At 45.4% G+C, this 23,077-nt stretch carries 19 protein-coding genes; 13 read left to right on the top strand and 6 right to left on the bottom strand.

All coding sequences use genetic code 11. The features are described from left to right. Positions 1 to 476: 476 nt before the first annotated feature. Complete coding sequence (locus R7Q11_RS03180; RefSeq protein ID WP_017820063.1) at positions 477 to 1,196, top strand: PAS domain-containing protein; 720 nt, start codon at positions 477 to 479, stop codon at positions 1,194 to 1,196. Positions 1,197 to 1,269: 73 nt separating this feature from the next. Here the strand turns inward: R7Q11_RS03180 and pdxH are convergent, their stop codons facing one another. Continuing rightward, positions 1,270 to 1,905: a pyridoxamine 5'-phosphate oxidase gene (pdxH, locus tag R7Q11_RS03175; RefSeq protein ID WP_005374570.1), complete on the bottom strand. Its 636-nt coding sequence runs from the start codon at positions 1,903 to 1,905 to the stop codon at positions 1,270 to 1,272. Between the two features lie 115 nt (positions 1,906 to 2,020). Between pdxH and R7Q11_RS03170 the strand changes: the two genes are divergently transcribed. The 7 genes from R7Q11_RS03170 (at position 2,021) to R7Q11_RS03140 (ending at position 12,611) form a co-directional block, all read left to right on the top strand. After that, complete coding sequence (locus R7Q11_RS03170; RefSeq protein ID WP_225466173.1) at positions 2,021 to 3,892, top strand: ATP-binding protein; 1,872 nt, start codon at positions 2,021 to 2,023, stop codon at positions 3,890 to 3,892. Then, a complete protein-coding gene (locus R7Q11_RS03165) occupies positions 3,889 to 5,112 on the top strand; it encodes a sigma-54-dependent transcriptional regulator (RefSeq protein ID WP_005383565.1) in 1,224 nt (407 codons plus the stop codon). Before R7Q11_RS03170 ends, R7Q11_RS03165 begins: the two co-directional genes overlap by 4 nt. A gap of 173 nt (positions 5,113 to 5,285) precedes the next feature. Beyond that, positions 5,286 to 6,677, top strand: coding sequence for an HlyD family type I secretion periplasmic adaptor subunit (locus R7Q11_RS03160; RefSeq protein WP_005374562.1), 1,392 nt, complete (start codon positions 5,286 to 5,288; stop codon positions 6,675 to 6,677). A gap of 114 nt (positions 6,678 to 6,791) precedes the next feature. Continuing rightward, complete coding sequence (locus R7Q11_RS03155; protein ID WP_225466172.1) at positions 6,792 to 7,475, top strand: transglutaminase-like cysteine peptidase; 684 nt, start codon at positions 6,792 to 6,794, stop codon at positions 7,473 to 7,475. 5 nt (positions 7,476 to 7,480) lie between these two features. Then, positions 7,481 to 9,394: an EAL domain-containing protein gene (locus tag R7Q11_RS03150; protein WP_005383568.1), complete on the top strand. Its 1,914-nt coding sequence runs from the start codon at positions 7,481 to 7,483 to the stop codon at positions 9,392 to 9,394. Positions 9,395 to 9,409: 15 nt separating this feature from the next. Further along, entirely contained in the window at positions 9,410 to 11,524 is a 2,115-nt protein-coding gene (locus tag R7Q11_RS03145) for a type I secretion system permease/ATPase (protein ID WP_225466171.1), read from the top strand. Positions 11,525 to 12,017: 493 nt separating this feature from the next. Then, positions 12,018 to 12,611, top strand: coding sequence for a mechanosensitive ion channel family protein (locus R7Q11_RS03140; protein WP_042522270.1), 594 nt, complete (start codon positions 12,018 to 12,020; stop codon positions 12,609 to 12,611). 338 nt (positions 12,612 to 12,949) lie between these two features. Here the strand turns inward: R7Q11_RS03140 and R7Q11_RS03135 are convergent, their stop codons facing one another. Next, positions 12,950 to 13,258 carry a hypothetical protein gene (locus tag R7Q11_RS03135; RefSeq protein WP_225466170.1) on the bottom strand — a complete coding sequence of 103 codons (309 nt, stop codon included), beginning with the start codon at positions 13,256 to 13,258 and terminating at the stop codon, positions 12,950 to 12,952. Between the two features lie 222 nt (positions 13,259 to 13,480). Between R7Q11_RS03135 and R7Q11_RS03130 the strand changes: the two genes are divergently transcribed. Further along, positions 13,481 to 14,065, top strand: coding sequence for a flavodoxin family protein (locus R7Q11_RS03130; RefSeq protein WP_225466169.1), 585 nt, complete (start codon positions 13,481 to 13,483; stop codon positions 14,063 to 14,065). Between the two features lie 63 nt (positions 14,066 to 14,128). Here the strand turns inward: R7Q11_RS03130 and R7Q11_RS03125 are convergent, their stop codons facing one another. After that, a complete protein-coding gene (locus tag R7Q11_RS03125; RefSeq protein WP_225466168.1) occupies positions 14,129 to 15,754 on the bottom strand; it encodes an ABC transporter substrate-binding protein in 1,626 nt (541 codons plus the stop codon). Positions 15,755 to 15,895: 141 nt separating this feature from the next. On the opposite strand from R7Q11_RS03125, the gene mpaA reads away from it, so the two are divergent. Beyond that, positions 15,896 to 16,606, top strand: a complete 711-nt coding sequence (gene mpaA / locus R7Q11_RS03120; RefSeq protein ID WP_225466167.1) for a murein tripeptide amidase MpaA — start codon at positions 15,896 to 15,898, stop codon at positions 16,604 to 16,606. 19 nt (positions 16,607 to 16,625) lie between these two features. Here the strand turns inward: mpaA and R7Q11_RS03115 are convergent, their stop codons facing one another. Next, the gene (locus R7Q11_RS03115; protein ID WP_005383578.1) at positions 16,626 to 17,477 is read right to left on the bottom strand and encodes an SIS domain-containing protein; all 852 of its coding nucleotides are present in this window, start codon (positions 17,475 to 17,477) and stop codon (positions 16,626 to 16,628) included. A gap of 242 nt (positions 17,478 to 17,719) precedes the next feature. Here R7Q11_RS03115 and murQ point away from each other — a divergent pair, with 242 nt between their 5' ends. The 3 genes from murQ (at position 17,720) to R7Q11_RS03100 (ending at position 21,309) form a co-directional block, all read left to right on the top strand. After that, positions 17,720 to 18,622: an N-acetylmuramic acid 6-phosphate etherase gene (gene murQ, locus R7Q11_RS03110; RefSeq protein ID WP_225466166.1), complete on the top strand. Its 903-nt coding sequence runs from the start codon at positions 17,720 to 17,722 to the stop codon at positions 18,620 to 18,622. A 28-nt stretch (positions 18,623 to 18,650) separates the two neighbouring features. Further along, a complete protein-coding gene (gene murP, locus R7Q11_RS03105; RefSeq protein WP_170902810.1) occupies positions 18,651 to 20,105 on the top strand; it encodes a PTS N-acetylmuramic acid transporter subunit IIBC in 1,455 nt (484 codons plus the stop codon). Positions 20,106 to 20,253: 148 nt separating this feature from the next. Next, a complete protein-coding gene (locus tag R7Q11_RS03100; protein ID WP_015313726.1) occupies positions 20,254 to 21,309 on the top strand; it encodes a porin in 1,056 nt (351 codons plus the stop codon). 89 nt (positions 21,310 to 21,398) lie between these two features. Here R7Q11_RS03100 and R7Q11_RS03095 read toward each other — a convergent pair whose 3' ends face one another. Both R7Q11_RS03095 and R7Q11_RS03090 read right to left on the bottom strand, forming a co-directional pair. After that, positions 21,399 to 22,064, bottom strand: coding sequence for a peptidase E (locus R7Q11_RS03095; protein ID WP_054575283.1), 666 nt, complete (start codon positions 22,062 to 22,064; stop codon positions 21,399 to 21,401). Between the two features lie 37 nt (positions 22,065 to 22,101). Next, the gene (locus R7Q11_RS03090) at positions 22,102 to 23,013 is read right to left on the bottom strand and encodes a LysR family transcriptional regulator (RefSeq protein WP_085569464.1); all 912 of its coding nucleotides are present in this window, start codon (positions 23,011 to 23,013) and stop codon (positions 22,102 to 22,104) included. Between the last annotated feature and the right edge of the window lie 64 nt (positions 23,014 to 23,077).

Here is a 23,077-nt window from a genome sequence, read left to right as displayed (position 1 = left end):
CGTCGACAAGATTATATCTTGTGTTGCCAGCCCGTCTTCAGGCTGGCTTTTTTTTCGCTTCTCAACAATGAAAACAATGGCATAAGCTGATATCATAGCGTTTGTCTCACTGTCCCTCTCATATGCTTAGGTGCTGCTCTTTCGCTCACAAGTGATATGAACGTCAACCACATTACAACTGAGTTGTAGGAAGCATGATCAATGACGATACGAGTTGTAAGCCGAACATTGGCGGACATCCGTGAGCGCACATATCTGTAATGAAACAGACCATTTTCCCAATTAAACTCTTCGTTCCATTTCGTCGTTGTCTATGACTACCTGACGAAAACATCGAACACCATGAATTTAATTGGATTGAGCGCCAATCAACGAACGTGTTCTAGCAACGTAACTGCCTACTTGGCAACATCAATACGAGCCATGTAACACGGACGTCTCTGTATTGGTAAAAGCAGTATGTAGTGAGTCCTTTTGTGAATATTTCAGTCGATACCATAGAACAATCCCTCCTTAAACAGCTACCAGGTTGTTGGGGATGCAAAGATAAAGATTCGGTATTCCTATACGTAAACCAGGAATACGCAGAACTGTTAGGGCACACGTCGCCCGAGGAGTGCTTGGGTAAAACTGATTTTGATATGGCCAGCCCAACCACTGAATGCGCGCAAGAATTTCAACGCCAAGATAAACACGTTCTCGAAACTGGCGAGTCACTAAAAATTCTGGATATCCACCCTTATCCAGATGGCCGCTGGCGAGCACATATATTTACTAAAACACCGTGGCGAGATGACAAAGGCGACATCGTAGGCACCATTTTCTACGGAAGGGAACTCACCGACACCGCCGTGATTGAAGTCGGGTATTGGGTTTGTCGTGCAATCAGTACCAACCCAAATCAACAATCCATCTTTCGTTTTTCTGACTTACAACCAAAACCAGAGAAGCTCACATGCCGCGAGCAAGAAACGCTTTTCCTCTTGCTCTATGGCAAAAAGCCTCAATTTATCTCTCAGGTCATGGGCATATCAACAAAAACCGTTGAAGGTCACGTCGCACGCTTACGTAATAAGTTTGCAGCGAACAGCAAGAACGAGCTAATAGATAAAGCAATGGAAGCAGGCTACGGCTCTGTTGTACCCAAAACCCTGCTTAAGCATCAATTATCGGTTGTGTTGAATGGAGAGCGATAATTCACATCGCTTCCACCTACAAAAACACCGCCCCAATTCGGCGGTGTTTGTTTATTCATGAGGGACCATAAGCCTATGGCGCTAAACGATCAATGTCCCAACTTCCATCATGCTGGGAGAAAAGAAAACGATCGTGAAGGCGATGTTCGCCACCTTGCCAAAATTCGATGCTCTTTGGTTTTACGCGAAAGCCACCCCAAAAGGTTGGTACTGGTATTTCACCCTTAGCAAACTTCTGTTTTAGCTCTAAAAACTTACCTTCCAACACACCTCTGGCAGAAATACGACTACTTTGTTTGCTCGCAATTGCGGCCAACTGGCTCTCTTTAGGACGAGAAGTAAAGTATTTCATATTCTCTACGGCGGTAAGCTTTTCAGCCACACCAGTAATATGAACTTGGCGCTCTAACGGGTGCCAAGGGAAGTGCAAACTAATATTGCTGTTATGCTCTAGCTGCTGGGCCTTGCGACTGCCTAGGTTGGTGTAAAACACAAAACCATCTTTGTCGACGTTTTTCAATAGAACAATGCGTTGAAACGGCATGCCATTTTCATCAACCGTTGCAACTGTCATCGCAGTCGGGTCCGTTAAACCCGCTTCAACTGCTTGCTCTAGCCACAGATTAAATTGATCAATAGGATCAGCTTTCAAATCTTTACGACGCAGCCCACCTTTGGTGTACTCACGACGAATATCAGCAAGTTCCATCTTTACTCCTTCACTCGTTTTTGTCGATTGTGCTCCCGATACTGAGGAAATACAAGGACATCATTGTGCTTGTTATCGTTGCCGCTCACAGCATCACAGTGCGTCATTTGATACCATGACACAAAAAACCAGTGAGCCGATCGTGAACTTACTCAACCCCAAAGCCCTACGTCATTTTTTACTGCTACTGTGTGCCGTTGGCATTTCAGGGCTTGCGCTTACTCATCATTACGCAACTCAATACCAACATGATCAATGGCAACAAAAGCTAGAGAGACAAGCCGCGCAAGTGTCACAAGAAGTGGACTACGAACTGGCAAAGTTTGAACAGATACCAAACCTATTAAGTCACGACCCAAGACTACTCAAAGCAGTAGAGCGCGGAACGCCCTCTCAAGAGCTCAACCTACTGTTATCAGATTGGTTGAAGCAAAGTTTGGCCGATACGATTTACGTTCATGACCGCACCGGGTTAGTCATTGCCTCAAGTAACTTTCAGCAAGAAGATACGTTTGTCGGCTCTAGCTTTAGCTATCGCCCCTATTTTAAAAATGCGCGACGCGGTGAGCCCGCTCAATACGTTGGATTAGGCGTACGCTCGAATAAACGTGGGTACTTCTTCTCATCTCCGCTGTGGGTAAATGAGGAAGTCGTTGGCGTGATCACAGTAAAAGTGAATTTGGAGCAATTAGAACAGCGCCTTTCGCAAACCACGACTGACGTACTCATTACAGATAAACACAATGTCGTGTTTATGAGCAATTTACCAGACTGGCGCTATCGTGCACTTTTCCCACTGTCATCGAGTGCAATAAATGAACTTACCGAAACGCGTCAATATGGCGATACCTTACCCGAATATTTTGGTGAGTTAACGGCACACAGTGGTGTCACGGAGTTTGATGACAATCAATTGCTTCTATCACCGAATTACCTCGCATACGCAACACACTTATTGGATAAAGGGTTTCGCGTCGTTGCCTTAATTAACCACAACAGCGTTCTTGCCGCCGTTTTACAGGCCGATATCGTCTTCCTGATCTTATATGCGCTCATTGCTCTAATTGCGTTAGCGTGGTTCCAAACCCTAGTTAACAAAGCGCGCCTTGCTCATCTCAATGTGAGCCTAGAAGAAAAAGTAGTGCAACGGACACTAGTTCTGAGTGAAGCCAACCAAAAGCTACAACAGACCATCCGCCAATATGAACAAAGCCAACAAGAGCTTAAACAAACACAACAAGAGCTGACGCAAGCCGCGAAATTGGCACTGTTGGGCGAGCTATCAGCCAGTATTAATCATGAGATAAATCAGCCACTTTCCGCACTAAGAACCTATACCGAAAACTCGCAGCGTTTGTTGGCAATGGAAAAATACCCAATGGTCGCTGACAATTTGGGCAAAATGCTGACACTCAATGACACCATTTCGGAAGTCATTGCCCGCTTAAAAGTCTTTACTCGGAAAGCCACGCACGATTCACACAATGAAATCTCAGTACTGCACGACGCGGTACATACTGCCACCAGCATTTTGAGCAACAAGCTTATTAAGCAAGGAGTAACACTAAAAGTTCCGGCCATCGACTATGATGTGAAGCTGGCCATTCACAGCGTTGAATTAGAACAAGTGCTGATAAACCTCTTCCACAACGCCGCACAAGCGATGGAAAACCACTGTATCGATCCGCAAATATCCATTGCTGTTCAGTGTCATGATGACAGTTGCGACATTCTTGTTTCCGATAACGGACCAGGGATGTCAGACGAAGCCCTAGCAAAAGTGTTCGACCCATTTTTTACGACTAAGCCGGAGGGTCTTGGATTAGGTTTAACAATCTCCAAGCGGATTATAGAGAGCTATCACGGCTCCCTCTGTGCCTATAAACATCAGAACACAGAACAACAAGCAGGAGGGATGACCTTTATCGTGACGCTACCAATAGTCAATCAGAATAAACGTACCCCCAGAAGTGGAAAACGACCATGAATAACCCAGTTTTCTTTGTTGATGACGAACCACACATTCGTGATGCCGTGTCTCAAGCCCTGCTGATTGAAGGGATAGACGTCACCTGCTTACCAAACGCAGTAGAAGCCTTACGCGTAATCGACTCAAATACACCTGCGATTATCATTACCGATATCCATATGCCCGTGATGGATGGCTTGGAGTTTATGCGAACTTTGCGAAGCAAAAACGATCACTTTCAATTCATCGTACTTACTGGACATGGAGATGTGAAAACCGCGGTAGATGCGATGAAAAGCGGCGCGTACGACTTTCTAGAAAAACCGTTTTCAACGGAACAGCTCATGAAATCGCTCAACAATGCCAGCGATAAACTGAACTTGTTGCAAGAAAACATCTGGCTTAAGAAAGAGCTCGACATGCAAACTCATGTTGGTCCGAAAATGATTGGTCACAGTAAGGCCATGGTTAGTATTCGTCGCGCCTTGATCAGTGCGCCTACAAGCCAGCCGCTCATTTTTGTAGGTCAAGATGGTACGGGTCGGCGACTCGCTGCACAATTTGCCCACGACATACATGCAACACCAGATAGTGAGCTAATCGCCGCTTCTGGTGAAGACCTCTATGAGCTTTCATTAGAAGCGCTCGACAAAGCCATACACCGCTTAAGTGAAGGAAAACGCCACTGCAGTTTGTACTTACATAGCGCAGAGCATGTATCATTTGAACAATGGGAATACTTGTTCAAGCACCCGAAACTTGAACGTGTTTTTGGCGCGACCACCCAAGCCGAGCCACCTCTAAAATCCCTGGCGACTCTAATTCACTTACCGACGCTCGATGAAAGAAAGGAAGATATAGGGCCTTTATACAAGCACTTTGTGCGCCACACAGCGAGCCGATATCAGTTACAGCCGCCACATATCAGCCTAGAAGAGGTCAAACACCTCACCAGTCTCGAATGGCCAGAAAACGTTAAGCAGCTACGCCAATTTGCTGAACTTCGTGCCCTCAAGCCAGATACTTTTAGAATGGAAGATTGGAACAGTGAGAAAAGTCTTGAAATTCAGAGTATGACTCAGCGCACAGAATACTTTGAATATTGCTTGTTATTCGATGCATTGCAAAGACATCGCGGCAGACTCAAAGAGGTTCAACTAGAATTACAGGTATCACGCAAAACCTTGTACGACAAACTAAAAAAACATCAGTTGGATAAAGCCAAGTTCAAGGCGTAATAGCTATACTCCGGCGCTAATTATGCTTTTGTTTGATTTAGAAAGTGTAAGAAAGCTCATTTGAAGAGAGAATAACCCTCTTCTCATATTTTATTAGCCGAGCATGCTGACATGATCGGTTAATAATAATAAGATCAAAAAGATAATCCGTAATTATATAAGCAGGGACTGTGATGAGCCGAGATAACTACAACAAACTCAACGATGAAGAGTTGGATTTTGTTGATGACAAAACTGCAGCATTGCTCCTCAATACCCCCAACAGCGCGCGTTTTATGCTCTGGGTTATGGTGCTATTTTTCATTGCAGCAATAGGTTGGGCATCTTGGGCTGAAATCGACAAAGTCACGGTTGGTCAAGGCAAAGTGATTCCCTCCTCACAGATACAAGTAGTCCAAAACTTAGAAGGTGGCTTAGTCAAAGAAATCTTGGTCAAAGAAGGTCAGTTGGTTGAAAAAGGCCAACAGTTACTGCTTATCGATGACACCCGCTTTCGCTCAGATTTTCGTGAACGTGAGCAACAAGTTGCCAACCTTACCGCATCTGTGCTGCAACTATCCGCTTCTATTAACAGTGTTGCCGTTAATCGTGATTTTGAAACGGAAAACTGGCGTCAAAGTGTACTACTTGATTACGGTAAACTGACCTTCCCACCAACCTTGGAAGAGACTCGACCTCAACTCACACAGCGTCAAAAAGCAGAATATCGCGAAGATCTAGATAATTTACGCAACCAACTTTCTGTTATTGACCAACAAGTGCAGCAAAAGCAGCAGGACTTGGTAGAGATCCAAGCACGAGTAAGGAACTTGCGTCAAAGCTACCAATACGCGAAAAAAGAACTCGATATCACCAAACCTTTGGCAGACGAGGGCGTTGTTCCTCGTATTGAACTGCTCAAATTACAGCGCCAAGTCAACGATACCCGTCGTGAAATGACGTCCAGTGAGCTCAAGATTCCCGTATTGCAATCAGCGATTCGAGAATCCATGCTCAACCGTATTGATGTTGCACTCAAATTCCGCTCTGAACAGCAAGAGAAACTCAACAGCGCCCAAGACCAGTTATCTGCTTTGGTTGAATCAGCGGTGGGCTTGGAAGATAGAGTAAACCGAACGGTTGTGAATTCGCCAGTAACAGGCAAAATCAAAACACTGAACATCAATACTGTCGGTGGTGTTATCCAACCTGGTATGGATATCGTCGAGATCGTACCAACAGAAGACACACTATTGGTAGAGGCGAAAATTGCGCCAAAAGACATCGCATTTTTACGCCCAGATCTTCATGCTATCGTGAAGTTTACAGCTTACGACTTCACAAAGTACGGCGGTTTAGAGGGTGAGTTGGAACATATCAGCGCGGATACCACTCAAGATGAAGAAGGCAACAGCTTCTACATTGTTCGTGTACGCACCGAAAAAACAAACTTTGGTCAAGATGCAGATTTACCAATCATTCCAGGAATGACAGCATCGGTCGATATCATCACAGGGAAGCGAACCGTTTTGGAGTATCTACTTAAGCCTATCTTAAGTGCCAAAACTAACGCCTTGAAGGAGTAAACCACATTAAGATACTCGCGATAGAGAGTATTGAGCGATAAGTGATTAAATAAAAAGCACTTATTTCTCACTGACGAACTCTCTAGAAGAGTATACTTGTGATACGAGTCGAATATGCGATCCAATTTGCAGCGTAAAGTTACATTATTAATCAGCTTAAGTTGTTTGTCGTTCCAACTTGGTGCGCTGAACAGTAAAGAACAACGATGGGTCAATACGGTCACAGCGGTGTACGGCGAACGTGCGGGATTGCGCGTAAATACATGGCGAAAGAACCTCGACTTATTTAAACAATTAGAGACTCATGAACAGCTCGCTGGCGTTAACGACTTTTTTAATCAGCTGTATTTCGTTGACGACATAAAACTGTGGGGAAAGACAGATTATTGGGCTACGCCACTCGAATTTTTAGGGAGTAACGCAGGAGACTGTGAAGATTTCACTATTGCTAAGTACTTCTCTTTACTCGAGCTAGGAATACCAGATTCAAAGATGCGGTTAATATACGTAAAAGCCATCGAACTGAATCAGTTTCACATGGTATTAGCTTACTACCCTACCCCACGTTCTGAGCCGCTCATTCTCGATAATATCAATCCTGACATTGTCCGAGCCTCTAAGCGTAGCGACTTGCTACCGATATACAGTTTTAATGGTACAAACCTGTGGTTGATGAAGTCATCTGCTAGCACTGGAGAGCTGGCAGGGAAAGCATCACGGTTGAGCCTTTGGAATGACTTACGCTCGCGCGAACGTAAGTTGCAGTTAAATAAACCTAAAATTAACTATGACGAGTGAGAAACATGACCCTATATAAGAAGCTTGTGGTGGGGATGGTTACGGTCTTTATACTCTTGTTGGCATCAGTATTCGTAATCCAATTCAACACGACTCGAGACAGCTTGGAGCAACAGCAACGTTCAGAGGTCAACAACACTATTAACACCGTAGGTTTGGCACTGGCTCCTTACCTAAAGGACAAAGATAAAGTCGCGGTTGAGTCCGTGATTAATGCTCTATTTGACGGCAGCACCTACTCCGTTGTTCGTCTTACAGCATTAGATTCTGACTACCAGATCGTGCGTACTTACCCAGTTAAACCAAGTACGGTGCCACAATGGTTTATCGACATGAATCTATTTAAAGCGATTCACGATAAGCGTGTTGTGACCAGTGGTTGGATGCAGCTCGCCGAAGTAGAAATCATTAGCCATCCAGGCGCAGCTTACGAGCAGCTCTGGCAAGGTTTTATTGGCTTGCTGTCTGTATTCAGTGTTATTTTTCTAGCTGGTTTAGTGGCAATTTCATACATCCTACGTCGCTCGCTAAAACCATTAACGGCCATCGTAAATAAAATGCATGAAATCGCGAATAACCAATTTGGTGAACCGCTTGCTCGTCCAAGAACCAAAGATCTTATCGCGGTGGTAGATGGCATTAACATGATGTCTGCTCAAATCGAGCTATCATTCAAAGAGCAAGCCAAAGAGGCGCAACGTCTGCGTGCTCAGGCTTACCTCGATCCTATATCTAAATTGGGTAACCGCTCATTCTACATCAACCAAATCGACCAATGGCTTGCAGAGCAAACGCAAGGGGGTATCGCGCTACTCCATGCTGAATACATTGGGGACATTTACGAGACCAAAGATTACCAACGCGCAGATGCCCACGTTAAAGAACTGTCTCAACGTTTGAAAAACACCATTGATGTACCGGGAGCCACTATTGCTCGCTTGTCTAGTGATGAGTTCGGCTTGCTTTTCCCTCATATGGATGAGAGCGAGTTACGCATTTTATCGGACAGCATCGTCAATTGTGTGAACGGCCTAAATACTGACCCAACAGGCTTAGCAAAACCTAAAGCGTCACTAGGGGTTGCACACAGCAAAGATCAGAAAACGCGCTCTGAAATCCTCTCGATGGTGGACAACGCACTATCGAAAGCCAAAGCGCAACCAGACAAGCCATACGGCTTCATTGGCAGTGATACACCTTCTAGTTTGATGGGTAAACAGCAATGGAAAGCGTTGGTTGAAGAAGCCATTCATAGTGATTGGGTTAAATTCCGTTTCCAAGCTGCGAAAAACACATGGGGTAAAGTATTCCACAACGAAGTATTTTCAAGCATCGAAAAAGATGGTGAAACGTATCGTGCGAATCAATACCTATTCGCACTAGAACAGTTAGACGCCACCAACATCTTTGACCAGTATGTCATTGAATCAATGATTAAGATGCTAGAAAGTGGTGAACTTAATGACCCAGTCGCGATTAACATCGCGCAAAGCAGCTTATCTCAACCATCGTTTATTCGCTGGACAACTAGCATGCTGGAAAAACACGCCAAAGTGGCCTCTAAGCTACACTTTGAAATTCCAGAGGAATGCTTTATCGATCAGCCTCACCACACAGCACTGTTATGTAATGCCATTCGCCAATCAGGTGCTGAGTTCGGCGTAGATAACTACGGACGTAACTTCCAATCTTTGGAATACATCCAAGAGTTCCGCCCGAACTATGTGAAGCTCGATTACCTATTCACACACAACTTGCACGACGAAAAACAGAAATTCACGCTAACGTCGATCTCTCGTACTGCCCACAACCTTGGTATTACGACTATCGCATCGCGTATCGAAACTCAAATCCAGTTGGACTTCCTCACTGAACATTTTGTTGAGGTATTCCAAGGATTCATCGTCGACAAGGAATAAAAAGGTTTATCAACGATGAAAGACCCTTTACTGAATTCGCTCATCTACGTTAGCCGTTACTATGGGTTAGCTAACTCGCCAGAAGCGCTAGTCAACGGACTACCGCTATCTGACGGTAAACTGACCCCATTTTTGCTACCAAGAGCAGCGGAAAGGGCCGGATTGGTTGCCAAGGAAAACCGCGCAGAGCTGGAGAGCATCTCTAGCCTAATTCTGCCGGCAATCTTAGTTCTTAAAGGCGGTGACTCTTGCGTTCTCAACAGCATCAATATGGAGAAACGCGAGGCCGAAGTCACCACCCTAGAAAGTGGAATGGTGCCGATCTCTATTCCATTAGAAGACCTACTTGAGCAATACACTGGTCGGTACTTTTTAGTTAAAAAGCAATTCCGTTTCGATGAGCGCTCTCCCGAAGTGCTCAAAACCAACGAAGGCCACTGGTTCTGGTCAACCTTGTGGCAGTCAAAACGCATCTACCGTGATGTTTTAATCGCATCACTTCTCATCAACCTCTTTGCGGTTGCCGCTCCGCTATTCACTCGCTTGGTGTACGACAAAGTGGTTCCGAATCTTGCGTTTGAAACCCTATGGGTACTAGCAAGTGGCATCTTTGTCGTGTTCCTGTTTGACTTCATTCTCAAGTCGCTGAGAAATTACTTCATTGATGTGGCGGGCAAGAAGTCTGACATTCTGATTTCATCCAAACTGTTCAGCAAAGTGATGGGGATTAGAATGGAATCGAAGCCGCCTTCGGTCGGTGCCTTCGCTCGCCATTTACAAGAATTCGAATCTATTCGAGAGTTTTTTACTTCAGCGACCGTCAGTGCTCTCATTGATTTGCCTTTTGCCATTCTGTTCTTAGTGATTATATGGCTAATGGCTGGCGATCTTGTGTATGTACCGATGGTGGGCGTGGTCATTTTGATTATTCACTCGCTACTGATACAAGGGCCGCTGCGTCGCTCCATAGAGGAGGGTTCACGCCTAGCATCGCAAAAATATGCCAATTTGATAGAGAGCCTGGCTGGGTTAGAAACCGTAAAAATGCTCAGTGCGCAAAGCCAATTCCAATACCGCTGGGAAGAGGCAGTTGCGCACATGGCGAACTGGAATATAAAAAGCCGCCGAATTACGGATAGCATTCAAAACGCGGCAGGTTTTGTGCAGCAAAGTAGTAACGTAGGGATGATCATCCTAGGCGTTTACTTAATTGCAGAAGGCGACTTAACCATGGGCGGTTTGATTGCCGCAACCATGCTTAGCGGCCGCGCGATTGGTCCTTTGGTTCAGTTATCCTTACTCTCTACGCGCTACAACCAAGCGAAGTCTTCTATGACAATTATCAATCAAGTCATGGAGATGCCGGATGAACAAGAAGAAGGTAAACGTTACATTCACCGTCCAATAGTACAAGGCAAAATTGAACTTGAACGCGTGACCTTCCACTACCCAGATTCACCGGTGGCGTCGATTCGAGATTTGAGCTTGACCATTAACCCAGGCGAAAAAGTAGCGATCATAGGCCGTATCGGTTCGGGTAAAACCACGTTAGAACGTCTCATCATGGGCTTGTATCAGCCGACGGAAGGTCATGTTCGCATTGATGATACCGACATCGCACAACTGCATCATGTCGACATTCGCCGTAATATTGGTTGTGTGCCGCAAGATTCGAATCTATTCTTTGGTTCTATCCGCGACAACATTACGCTAGGTCGCCCATTAACCGATGACCGTGACGTACTAGAAGCAGCGAATCGTGCCGGTGTTACTGCGTTTACGCAATCTGACCCAGCGGGCTTAGAACGCCAAGTTGGTGAAGGCGGTGCAATGCTTTCGGGTGGTCAACGTCAAGCAGTCACGATCGCTCGTGCATTTTTGGGTCGTCCTCCTGTTCTACTCATGGATGAACCAACCAGTGCGATGGATAATCGCTCAGAGATGCACATTAAACATCAATTAGCACAGTTGAAACCTAGTGAAACGCTGATTCTGATTACGCATAAAACGTCTATGCTCGACATCGTTGATCGCGTAATTGTGATGGAGAAAGGCAGCATCATCGCAGATGGCCCTAAAGCGCAAGTGCTGAACGATTTGAAACAAGGCAAAGTGCGTGCGGTTAGCTAGCCTGAATTCACATTGATAAAAGACAAGGGCCCCGTTTAACTTGTGTTTAACGGGGCTTATTTTATTGTGAGCCCGAGATAATTAAGTTCTTCAAGCGCGACCCAAACGAGTACAAGGCCAACAATCACGAATAAAATCATAATCGCCTTTTCATCTTCTTCCATTTTTCAACGCCCTAAAAGCTATTTCAATTAATAAACCTTAGGTTATCAGGACAAAAGTCATATTCAGCTCGTTTATAAGGAACTAGCGTCATAGAATGTCGGATATGGGATACAGCTCAAAGATTGCTCTCTTCAAAATCACGTCAGCTTTGATTGAATATAAGTAATGAAGCCATTGAGTTCGTAATACTCACTAAGTCTTTGATTAACTTATATAGTACTCTGTGGAACCTCAACACAGAGACAAATGGTGTAAAGAAAAATTGTGATTACTTACAGCAAAAAATCAGCTATAAAAGCCGCTTTCTAGATATCGTCGAGATGAAGAAATGAATGATTGGATCCAATTAGAGCAAGTGAGCCAGTATTTCACTACGGGCTCCCTCGGTTACAAACTATTGATGGGCATTTTTGTCCTGATCGCGTATCGCATCCTGAAGAGGATTGTAAATCGAGCCATCCTAAATTTGGCAACAACGAAAGGTGTAAAAAAGGCTCGTTTAAGTTTTATTCAGCGCTGTTTCAATGTCGCGCTGCTATTTTTGACCGCCTCTATTTTTGCCATTATCACAGGTATTGGCTATGGCGATGTGTCTTTGTTCCTATCGTCCATTTTTGCCGTATTAGGTGTGGCGTTTATTGCGCAGTGGTCAATTCTGAGCAACATCACTGCCAGCTTTTTGATCTTTTTTGTCTTCCCATACCGAGTGGGTGACCGAATTAAAGTCGTAGATAAAGATGAAGACATCTGCGGTGAGATTCAAGAAATCAGTATGTTTCACGTGTTAATTAAGCACGACAACGGAAACTTAATCACTTACCCAAACAACCAGATTTTGCAAAAAGCAGTGCTAAAGCTGGCGAAAAACAAGCCAGAGCCAAGTAAAGTAAAATCTCGGATTTATACTCGCAGAAAGAAATAACCCACTAAAAAGCCGATGTATCTACATCGGCTTTTTAGTATCAACTGGTGGTCACAAATAACCCAAAGTTAATGGCGAAAAACAGTGAAGAGACAAAACGTATAAGCTGAAGGTCACCACTGTATTCTTTCATGATAAAAACATGACACATCGCCGAAACCAAAAGCGCCACTTTAACCAAAGGAAGCTTCTTATTTACGAACCTTAAATAAATACAAAAAATAGAGATGGTGCAAGCAAAGAAAAAATCGTCACTAGTTCCATCTTCCTTAAAATACAAGGACATGGTTTTAGTTAGGCTTATATTTTTAGCTTCATTATGAGCCACCCACTAATTTTTAGCGAGATAAGGGCATAAAAGAGGTAAAAAACAGACTGACCGGAACAAAAAGTAGTGCATGCACTTTTTCTTCTAAGCTCTCTGGATGAACATTCATATCCACATCAAACACCCCCGCTATAAAGTGTGCAAATACCGTGGAAGAGGCTGTAGAAAGGCCTCCTACCATAATGATAATAATCCCTCGCCTTAAGAAACGATGAAATGTACTTTTCCCGCCTTGGATCAGGTCTGAGTTTACATATTTTAATCTATTTTTCCGCCTATTAATCATCACTAGCATCAGTACCTTTATCATTGTTTCCAAGAGAGTTTTCTACATCTTTAAGATCTTCCTTTAACGCTTTTATACACGACATTCATCGTCGTTGCATTCACTTTAGTTATGCCGTCGACTTACCCTATAAGAAAGCTCTTTAGATACCAATTCGTACTTTATCTATCTCAAATCTCTTCTTGACCTCAACTTAGCTTGAGGTTTTAGCCTTAGTCGCACGATTAAAAATCAACAATGAAAAAAGGAACCATTGTGTCCAAAATTGCGATTATTTATTTCTCTAAAACCGACGTTACTGGTCAACTTGCTCGCGCGATTGCCGCAGGCGTTGAACAACAAGGCATTAAGCAGCAAGGTGAATGTGAAATCCTCTCTCACCGAATTGAAGGCAGTGAGATTATTGAGGGACGTTTTGTGAATCCTAACCTAATGGATGAACTTGCTGAGTGTGATGCGATTATCTTTGGCTCACCGACCTATATGGGCGGTGTAGCAGCACAGTTTAAAGCATTTGCAGATGCAAGCAGTGAATCTTGGTATTACCAGAAGTGGGCAAATAAAGTGGCAGCAGGTTTTACTAGCGGAGGAGCGTTGAATGGCGACCAATCTTGCACATTACAATATCTCCAAACGCTCGCTAACCAACACGGCATGATGTGGGTCGGGTTGGATAAGATCAGCAATTCTGGGGAGCAAAACCTGAATCGTTATGGTGTACAAGGCGGTATTGTTGCACAAGGTGATGAAGATGGTCAGTTGCATGCCTCTGATGTTGCAACGGCGAAGTATCTTGGCAAACGAGTCGCTATGCTCGTGAATAAACTCTCCACTCGCTAACAATAAAAAGAAGCCCCGTAAGATACATCTTCGGGGCTTCATATTTATCGCTTGTTTTGAGCGCTACTTCTTGATGTAGAGGTCTTTCGAGTAGATACGACCTTCTACGTTGTTCTTGGCAAAACCGCCAACCGTAGGACGAACCAAACGCGCTTGCATGTAGTAGTAAATCGGTGCGATTGGCATATCCGCCGCCAACAATTGCTCGGCTTGATCATAGAAACCTTGGCGCGCTTTCTCATCGGTTGCTGCCAATGCACTGTTCATCGCGTTGTCGTACGCTTCACTGCTGTAACGTGCAAAGTTACCCGAAGAACCTGAGCGAAGTAAGCTCAGGAAAGTAGACGCTTCATTGTAATCACCACACCAGGAAGCGCGCATCACATCGAAATTGCCTTGTTTACGCGCCACTAAGTACGACTTCCACTCTTGGTTTTCTAACTCCACGTTTGCACCGAGATTTTTTTGTAGCATCGACGCTATCGCAACCGCGATCGATTTGTTTGCCTCACTGGTGTTGTACAGCAATTTAAAATCGAGCGGCTTGTCTTGGCTGTAACCCGCTTCTTTTAACAACTGATGCGCTTTCTCGTCACGTTGTTGCTGACTCCACTTACTGTATTCAGGCGGCGTCGCATCAAACCCTGCGGTGTACTGATGCGCAAAAGTATAAGCAGGAAGGTTGCCCACTTGCGTGACACCATTCGTAATCACATCGCGCATGATGGAGTACGACACCGCTTGACGCACTCGCACATCATCAAATGGCGGACGAGTGGTATTGAACGCGTAGTAATACGTGCACAATAATGGCACCACCGTGTAAGCCTGCTTGTAATCTTGTTTAAGCTTCTGCGCCATATGAGTCGGCACATCTGACGTGATATCCAGCTCTCCTGCCGCATAACGATTGATAGACGCGTTTTGGTTTTCAAACGGAATGTAAGTCACTCTGTTTAGATGCGTATCTGCGCTGTCCCAGTAACTTGGACTCTTAACCAGTTCAATGCGCTCATTCACGACCCACTTATCCAATGTGAATGCACCGTTACTAACAAATTGGTCTGGATCGCTCCACGGCTTGTCGCGGTTTTCCACTGTCGCTTGATGCACTGGCATCATGGACGTGTGCCCAGTCATAGCAACAAAGTACGGCACTTGACTGTCCAACTCAAAACGTAGGGTGTATTTATCCACTGCCTTGATACCGAGATCGTCCAAAGGCTTTTTGCCCTCTGCTACATCGGCGATGTTTTTGATCTTGGTGAGTTTGAGATACCAAACATTTGGAGAAGCGGTCTTCGGGTTCACCGCTCGGCGCAGTGAATAAACAAAATCATCCGCTGTCACAGGCTCGCCATTCGACCATTTCGCGTCTTTGCGCAAGTGAAAAGTAAAGGTTTGGTTGTCGTTGGTTTCCCATGATTCTGCCACACCGGGAATAATGTTTCCGTCACGATCTTGAATCACAAGCCCTTCAAATAAGTCACGAATCACATGCATTTCTGGCAGACCTTCGGCTTTCGCTGGGTCAAGCGTCGCCGCCTCTGCGTCATTCGCACGTACTAAATGCTGTTCTGCGGCAAGTTGAATGCCTTTAGGTAAGGTATCCGCAGCAACTGATGTAGCAAGAAAAGGGGTGAATAAAGAGGAAATCAGCAACGCCGTTGAATGTTTTTTAAAATCCATATCGTTTTTCGTTCTCCTAACGCGTCTTGTGAAGCAAGTGCCACAATTAACATTTCAACCGTTGACGAGTTTAAACGGTTCAGTTTAGCTAGGTGTAATTAGCTTAGATATTGATACTACTTCATCAATCAGGAGATTACGGTGAGTCTAATTCCAAGAACGGAAAGAGCGGCATTTTTAATTCGGCCAACATCATACGGTCAATCCGTGCTTGGTGCGCCATTATTGTATTTTCCGGCTCAAGTCGAAAGTGCTTCGCGAGGTTTGATTTTGGCAGGCACTCACGGGGACGAGACGGCCTCGATTGCAGGTTTGTCCTGCGCGCTAAGAAGCTTGCCTGCAGAAAACTTACGACATGATGTGATTCTGTCAATGAATCCGGACGGCAACCAGCTAGGCACACGCGCAAATGCAAACCAAGTGGATCTCAATCGCGCGTTTCCAACCCAAAATTGGACTGAGCATGGCACCGTGTATCGATGGAGCTCTCACACACCCATTCGAGACGTAAAGGTGAAAACTGGCACTAAAAACCAACTAGAGCCTGAAGTTAGCGCATTAATTAACTTGATTGAACTGCGCAAGCCAAAGTTTGTGGTGTCGTTTCATGAACCGCTTGCTTTTGTGGATGATCCCAAACATTCCGACCTTGCCAAATGGCTCGGCGAGCAGTTCCAACTGCCAATCGTTGACGATATCGACTACGAAACACCCGGCTCATTCGGCACTTGGTGTAGTGAACGTGATTTACCTTGCATCACGTTGGAGTTACCAGCGATTTCTGCCGATCTCACCATTGAAAAACATCTCTCTGCTTTTATTGCTTTGCTGAGGCACGATCCGGATCTCTAGTCCGCTGTTAAACAAGCGATCATGTTAGGATCTGTTTGATGTCGGTACTGATATCGCTGATCAACTGACGGGCACTGTCGTCTCTTTGCTGAACCAAGATGATAAACAGCAAATCGGTGATCACGTTTTGCGCGGTACGCGAAGCAATGGATGAGCTGCGATGTTCCGTTTCATTGGCAATCGTATCAAACGTAATATCGGCAATACCGCGCAAGCGACTTCTTCCAGGCGCAGATAACGCAATCACCTTCGCGCCCTGCTCTTTTGCCGCTTCTGCCGCGACGAGAATTTCTTTGCGCTCACCCGAAAACGAGATTGCGATCTGAACATCTTCTGGAGAGAGCGTGCGGGCAACAGCAATCTGCACGTGGCTGTCTTGTTCAGAAAGCGCCGTAATACCAAGTTTAAGCAGTTTAAAGCTTAAATCCTTCGCGGTCAGTGCAGAGCCCCCAATCCCGACCACTTGCACTCGACGCGCTTCACTCAACCATTTCACCGCTTGGTGACACGCTTCGTAAGACAGCGTATTGGTGGTTTGAAACATAGCGTCGGTTTTCGCTTTCACCAGTTTCTGTGAAATTACCGCAATGGGGTCGTCAGCCAAAATATCACTGTGCAGCGGTGTCGACTGCATCGCATGCTTACGGCCAATCTCTTCATTCAGAGCTAACTTAAACTCGCTGTAACCTTTAAAGCCGATACGCTGAGTAAATTTCACAATGCTCGATTGACTCACTTTTACTTGCGCCGCAAGTTCTTGGCTGGTGAGCAGCGCCGCCTTTTCTGCGTTTTCAACAATCCAATCGCCAACCAAACGACCGCTTTGCGAAAGCTGAGTACGCCTCGCTACTATCCTATTGATAACTGACACAACAAAAACCTCAAAAATTTTAAATAAATTATTCCAAAACAGAAATAATAGGCGTTTGATTTAACCCCCTGATTATTCTAACCAAGACAGTTAATCCCGGATGTAATAGACGTATATTTTCTCTCATTATTCCAAATTTCTCCTGCATAAAGAATAACCTCAAGTGTGATTTTTATCACCAAACCTGAATATTTTATTCCATAAAATCGCCCTCAGATTGAACATTACAAAGAGTGCAAAACATGAAAATTGATTTAAGCAGATTGGTGACAGAAAGCCGTAACCCAGCCAGTGCCGAGATCGATACGCTTTCGACAATCGAGATGCTGCAAGTCATTAATGAAGAGGATCAAAAAGTCCCGCTCGCGGTAAAAGCGGTGCTACCACAAATTGCAGAGACAGTTGACGCAATTACCCAAGCTTTTGCAAATGGTGGCCGTTTAATTTACATGGGAGCTGGTACGTCAGGTCGCTTAGGCATTCTTGATGCGAGCGAGTGTCCTCCTACCTACGGCACGCACCCAGATATGGTGATTGGCTTAATTGCTGGTGGACATCAGGCGATTTTGAAAGCGGTAGAAAACGCAGAAGACAACGCGAAAATGGGTCAAGACGACTTAAAAGCACTTCACCTCACCAAGCATGACGTGGTTGTAGGCATTGCAGCGAGTGGCCGTACACCTTATGTACTAGGTGGTTTGGAGTACGCTAAATCCATCGGAGCCACGACCGCATCTATCGCTTGTAATCCAGAATGTGCCATGGCAGAAGCGGCCGACATCGCGATTCTGCCGATAGTTGGCGCAGAGGTTGTCACTGGATCTTCTCGCATGAAAGCCGGCACCGCACAAAAACTGGTGCTAAACATGCTCACGACAGGCGCAATGATTCGTAGCGGTAAGGTATTTGGCAACTTAATGGTGGATGTAGAAGCCACTAACGCCAAGCTCATCCAACGCCAAACCAACATTGTTGTGGAAGCAACCGACGCATCAAAAGAAGAAGCAGAGCGAGCATTAAATGCCTGTGGTCGCCACTGCAAAACCGCCATCTTAATGATTTTGGCCGATTTGGATGCCGAACAAGCCAAATCACGCCTAGCCGCGCACAACGGCTTTATTCGCGCAGCACTAAATAATAACTAAATAATCCGAGTTCTGAAGGATAGACCCTATGGCAAAAATAACTTCAAACACAGTATCGCAGTTGCTGTCCGCAGTGGGTGGCAGTAGCAACGTAAGCAAATGTGGTAACTGTATGACGCGTTTGCGTTTATCGCTCGCCAACAATGGCTTGGCTGATCAATCAGTTATCAAGCAAATTCCCGGCGTAATGGGTGTGGTGGAAAGCGATGAGCAGTTTCAGATCATTCTCGGTCCCGGAAAAGCTCAACAAGCGGCTGAGATGATGAATCAACTGATCGAAAGCTTAACCTCTGGTGACAGTGAAGAAGCAGATATGCCGCAACAAGATCTTTCTGCCGTCGCGGCCGAGCAGAAAAAACAGATGAAGAGCAAACAAACCAGTGCGGTTCAGCGTTTTTTAAGCAAGTTTGCCACCATCTTTACGCCGTTGATCCCTGGCTTTATTGCCGCTGGTTTGTTGCTAGGTTTTGCGACGTTATTGGAGCAGATGTTTGTTCTTGACCAGACACCAAGCCAGTTTATGTTGGATTTGATCGCCTACATGAAAGTCTTTGGTAAGGGCCTGTTTGCTTTCCTAAGTATTCTGATTGGTTACAACGCGCAGCAAGCATTTGGCGGCTCTGGTGTTAATGGTGCCATTCTCGCCTCTTTGTTTGTGCTGGGTTACAACCCAGAGGCGACATCCGGCATTTACTCTGGCATGAACGAGTTTTTCGGCTTTGCGATTGATCCGCGCGGCAACATTATCGGCGTACTTTTAGCAGCGATCATCGGTGCACAAGTCGAGCGTAAGGTTCGTCAATACATGCCAGATGATCTGGACATGATCTTAACGTCCGTTATCACTCTGTTGATCATGGGTGCGGTAACCTTCTTGATCATCATGCCAATCGGCGGCGAGCTGTTTAAAGGGATGTCTTGGTTGTTCCTCAACTTGAACGATAACCCATTAGGCGCTGCAATCTTGGCAGGTTTGTTCTTAATTTCTGTGGTATTTGGCATCCACCAGGGTTTTGTTCCAGTGTACTTCGCATTGATGGAAGCACAGGGCTTTAACTCACTATTCCCTATCCTGGCGATGGCAGGTGGCGGTCAGGTTGGCGCGTCAATGGCGCTGTATTTCAAAGCCAAAAAAGACGCTCTACTGCGCACTCAAGTTAAAGGCGCTATTATTCCGGGTCTTCTAGGCATTGGCGAACCATTGATTTACGGCGTGACATTACCACGTGTAAAACCATTCGTTACCGCTTGTATTGGTGGTGCTGCGGGCGGCTTCTTTATCGGTTTAGTTTCTTACCTTGGCTTACCAGTTGGTCTTAATACGGTGTTTGGCCCATCCGGTATCGTGGCGATTCCTCTCATGACATCTGAAAATGGCATCTTCCCGGGCATGATGGTGTTTGTTGCTGGCCTGCTTATCTCTTACATCGTCGGCTTCCTCGCGACTTACTTCTTTGGCTGCAAAGACGTCGATTTAAGCTAAATCATTCTTCCCCTATAGGAATGGACTAGCTCGCGCCCTTGGCAAACAAGGGCGCACCCTCTCTCTACTTCACGACAATTTTTCTTATTCCGTTACTCGGAAGGGGCTTTGTCGTACCTAAAACAATAGAAATGAAAGGTCGTTAATCATGAAAAAGCACATTTTGACTCTACTTCTCCCAACATTGATGGCATCAAACGCAATGGCAGCGCAGCTGTATCAAGCGGAAGATGGGTCAGTTTTAAATATTTACTCTCGTCTTGGTTTCAATGTCACCAGTAAAAATGATGAGCACGGCGATGCAAATGGCGAGTTTGATGGCCGTATTGGTTTAAACGGTTCACAAACCATCAACGAGTACGCGTCGATCATCGGCCAAGCGCAATACCAAGTGGGTGCCGCTGAATACGCAAACCAAGTAAACGACAAACCGTCTCTGACCGCACGTTATGTATGGGCGGGTATTGATGCGAAAGATTATGGTCGCATTACTGGTGGTCGCGTGGCATCTGGGTTGATTATGTTTACCGACATTGGTGATGTGTTCGCCTCTTCCGATGTTTCTATGGCGCGCCAAGCGAATAAAGTCGACAAAACCGCGACGCAAGTTTTCCGTCAAGATGGCACGCTGCAATATCAAAACAGCCTAGGTAATTTCGACTTTTCTGTCGCGTACATTTTAGGAAACAACACTTCTGAGCTCGACTACGGTTACAACGCTGCACTGCGTTATACGCTAGACATGGGGAATTTGGGTACCTTGGCACCAGTGGTGGCGATGCAGAAAAATAAAGGTGATGCGCGTGAAAGCAACGACACCGATTACACATTCTGGGGCGCAGGTACACGTTACTACCTAGGAGATTTGATGTTGGGTGCGTTGTACTCGGAAGATGAACTAGAGGGCTATTACTCGCAAACCAGTACCGACAAAGTGATGGAATTGACGGCGGTTTACAGTGTAAATGACAAATGGGCACTGCGTGCTGGTTATCGTTCTTTAGAAAACAGTGAGGGTGACGAGCTAGAGCTGAAAGATACAACGCTAGAAGTGCAATACAAACTGACGCCTCGTTCTTCTATCTACACAAACTACGTTGATCGTAACGGTTCGCGTGGCTACAGCAATGGACAAGAAGTCTCGTTTGGCGGTGCGCACGCAGACGAAAGCTACTACCACTTAGGTCTGCGTTACGAGCTGTAAGCACGATACTTAATGTAAGTTAGCTGAATCCATGAGCTTCTTCTGTGTCCGGTCAGTAGTTATTGCCTTTAATGCTGATTTGAAGAGGCTCACCCTCGCAATATGTTTTCTTCGTTACCTGTTTTAACCAACACACCGGCATCAGGAAAGCTGGTGACAGTAGCTAACAATTTTCCATCGACAAAGTGCAATGCCGCATAATCGTGAATGCCATAACAAGTGATGCTCGGTTGAGAACGAGCAAAGGCTTGGAAAACCTCGAACTTCTCACCTACATGAGAAAAATGCGCCGCAGCCAAACCGTCAATAAATCCAAGACAACGCATAACTTGGTATGCTTCGGGATCACTGTCTGTCACCGCAAACTCAAACCAACAAATTGCACCTGCGCTCATGCCACAAATGATGATGCCTTGTTCATAACACTGCTTGAGTATTCTATCGATACCCCATTCGCGCCAAATGGCCAACATCGAACGCGTATTACCGCCACCGACGTAAATGATGTCTTGTTCAAATAGCGTTTCTTTCCAACCAGCTTCAAACTTAAACAGCGGAAAATGGGTCACGTTTTCACTAAGCTTCGCATCGTAAAAACGTTCAATCACTTCATCGGCGTCTCCCGTGGCTGTCGGTAGAAAACAAATGTTTGGATTCTCCTTACCAGACAAAGACAAAATGTATTGATCTAGCGGGCTCGGATTCTCTCCCATCATCCAGCCCCCACCGCCAATCGCAATACAGTGTTTTCGCATTCCTTTGCTTCCTCAATTGTTGCTAAGTTTGTTGTCGCTATTCGCCGACAGAATATATGTTCCTAAAGTGTTCGATGAACGCTCGCGTTCTTCTTGGTAAGTGCTCACGTTTTGGGTAAAGCAGATAAAGCGGCAAAATCGCATCCGTTTGCCATTCTGGCAGCAAACTCACGAGTTGTTCTTTTTGTGCAGGGTCGAGTTTAGCCAGTGCAAATTCATCTAACATGGCTACACCACAGCCAGTCAAAGTAGCATCCAACATGGACTGGACAAGATTAAAACTCAGCGTACTTTCTAACTCAATGCTGCACTGCTGTTGAGTTTGCTTATGCGTAAACGTCCACTTGTCTAACACCAAGTCACGACTTTTATAAAGGATGTGCTCTAAGTCACCAAGCTCCTCTGGCGTACTTACATTTGGTTTATCAGCTAAATACGAGCGATGAGCGATCGGTTTACAGTGTAAAGTGCGTAGCTGATGGCCGACGTATCCCTCTGGGGGAGTATCGGTAAAGTAGAATGCGATATCAAACCCAGCCTCAATCAAGTCGAGAGGTGTCTCTGTGAAGATCACTTCAACACTCACTTGTGGATGTTGCAATCGAAACTCGATCAATGTTTGGCTGAGTAACGCAGCTCCGAAAGAAGCGGACGCCGCTATTCTCAATTTTCCCGATACGATCTCGTTTGCCATGACTTGCTCATTGATCTGCTCAGCGCCTTCGAGCAGTTGCTTTACCTGCTGATAAAACCGCAAACCATCGTAGGTCAAATTAAACTGGCGCGTAGTTCGCTGAATAAGCTGCACCGACAATATGTCTTCAAGCTGTTTAAGTTGCCGACTTACATGCGCATTCGAACAATTCAGTCGCTTTGCTGCACCAGCAATACTTCGTTCCTCACACAAAGCGACGTAAAGTGGTACGTAGCTGAGCCATTTTATTTCCATACAGTAATTCTGAATCTCTAAAATCAAACTACTGGAAATAATAGAAAGCCTCTAAACTCTGTAC

It is taken from the genome of Vibrio sp. 970 (genome assembly GCF_033339075.1).
The sequence above is the reverse complement of the archived record's forward strand: the minus strand, read 5'-3'. Positions and strand labels throughout refer to the sequence as shown.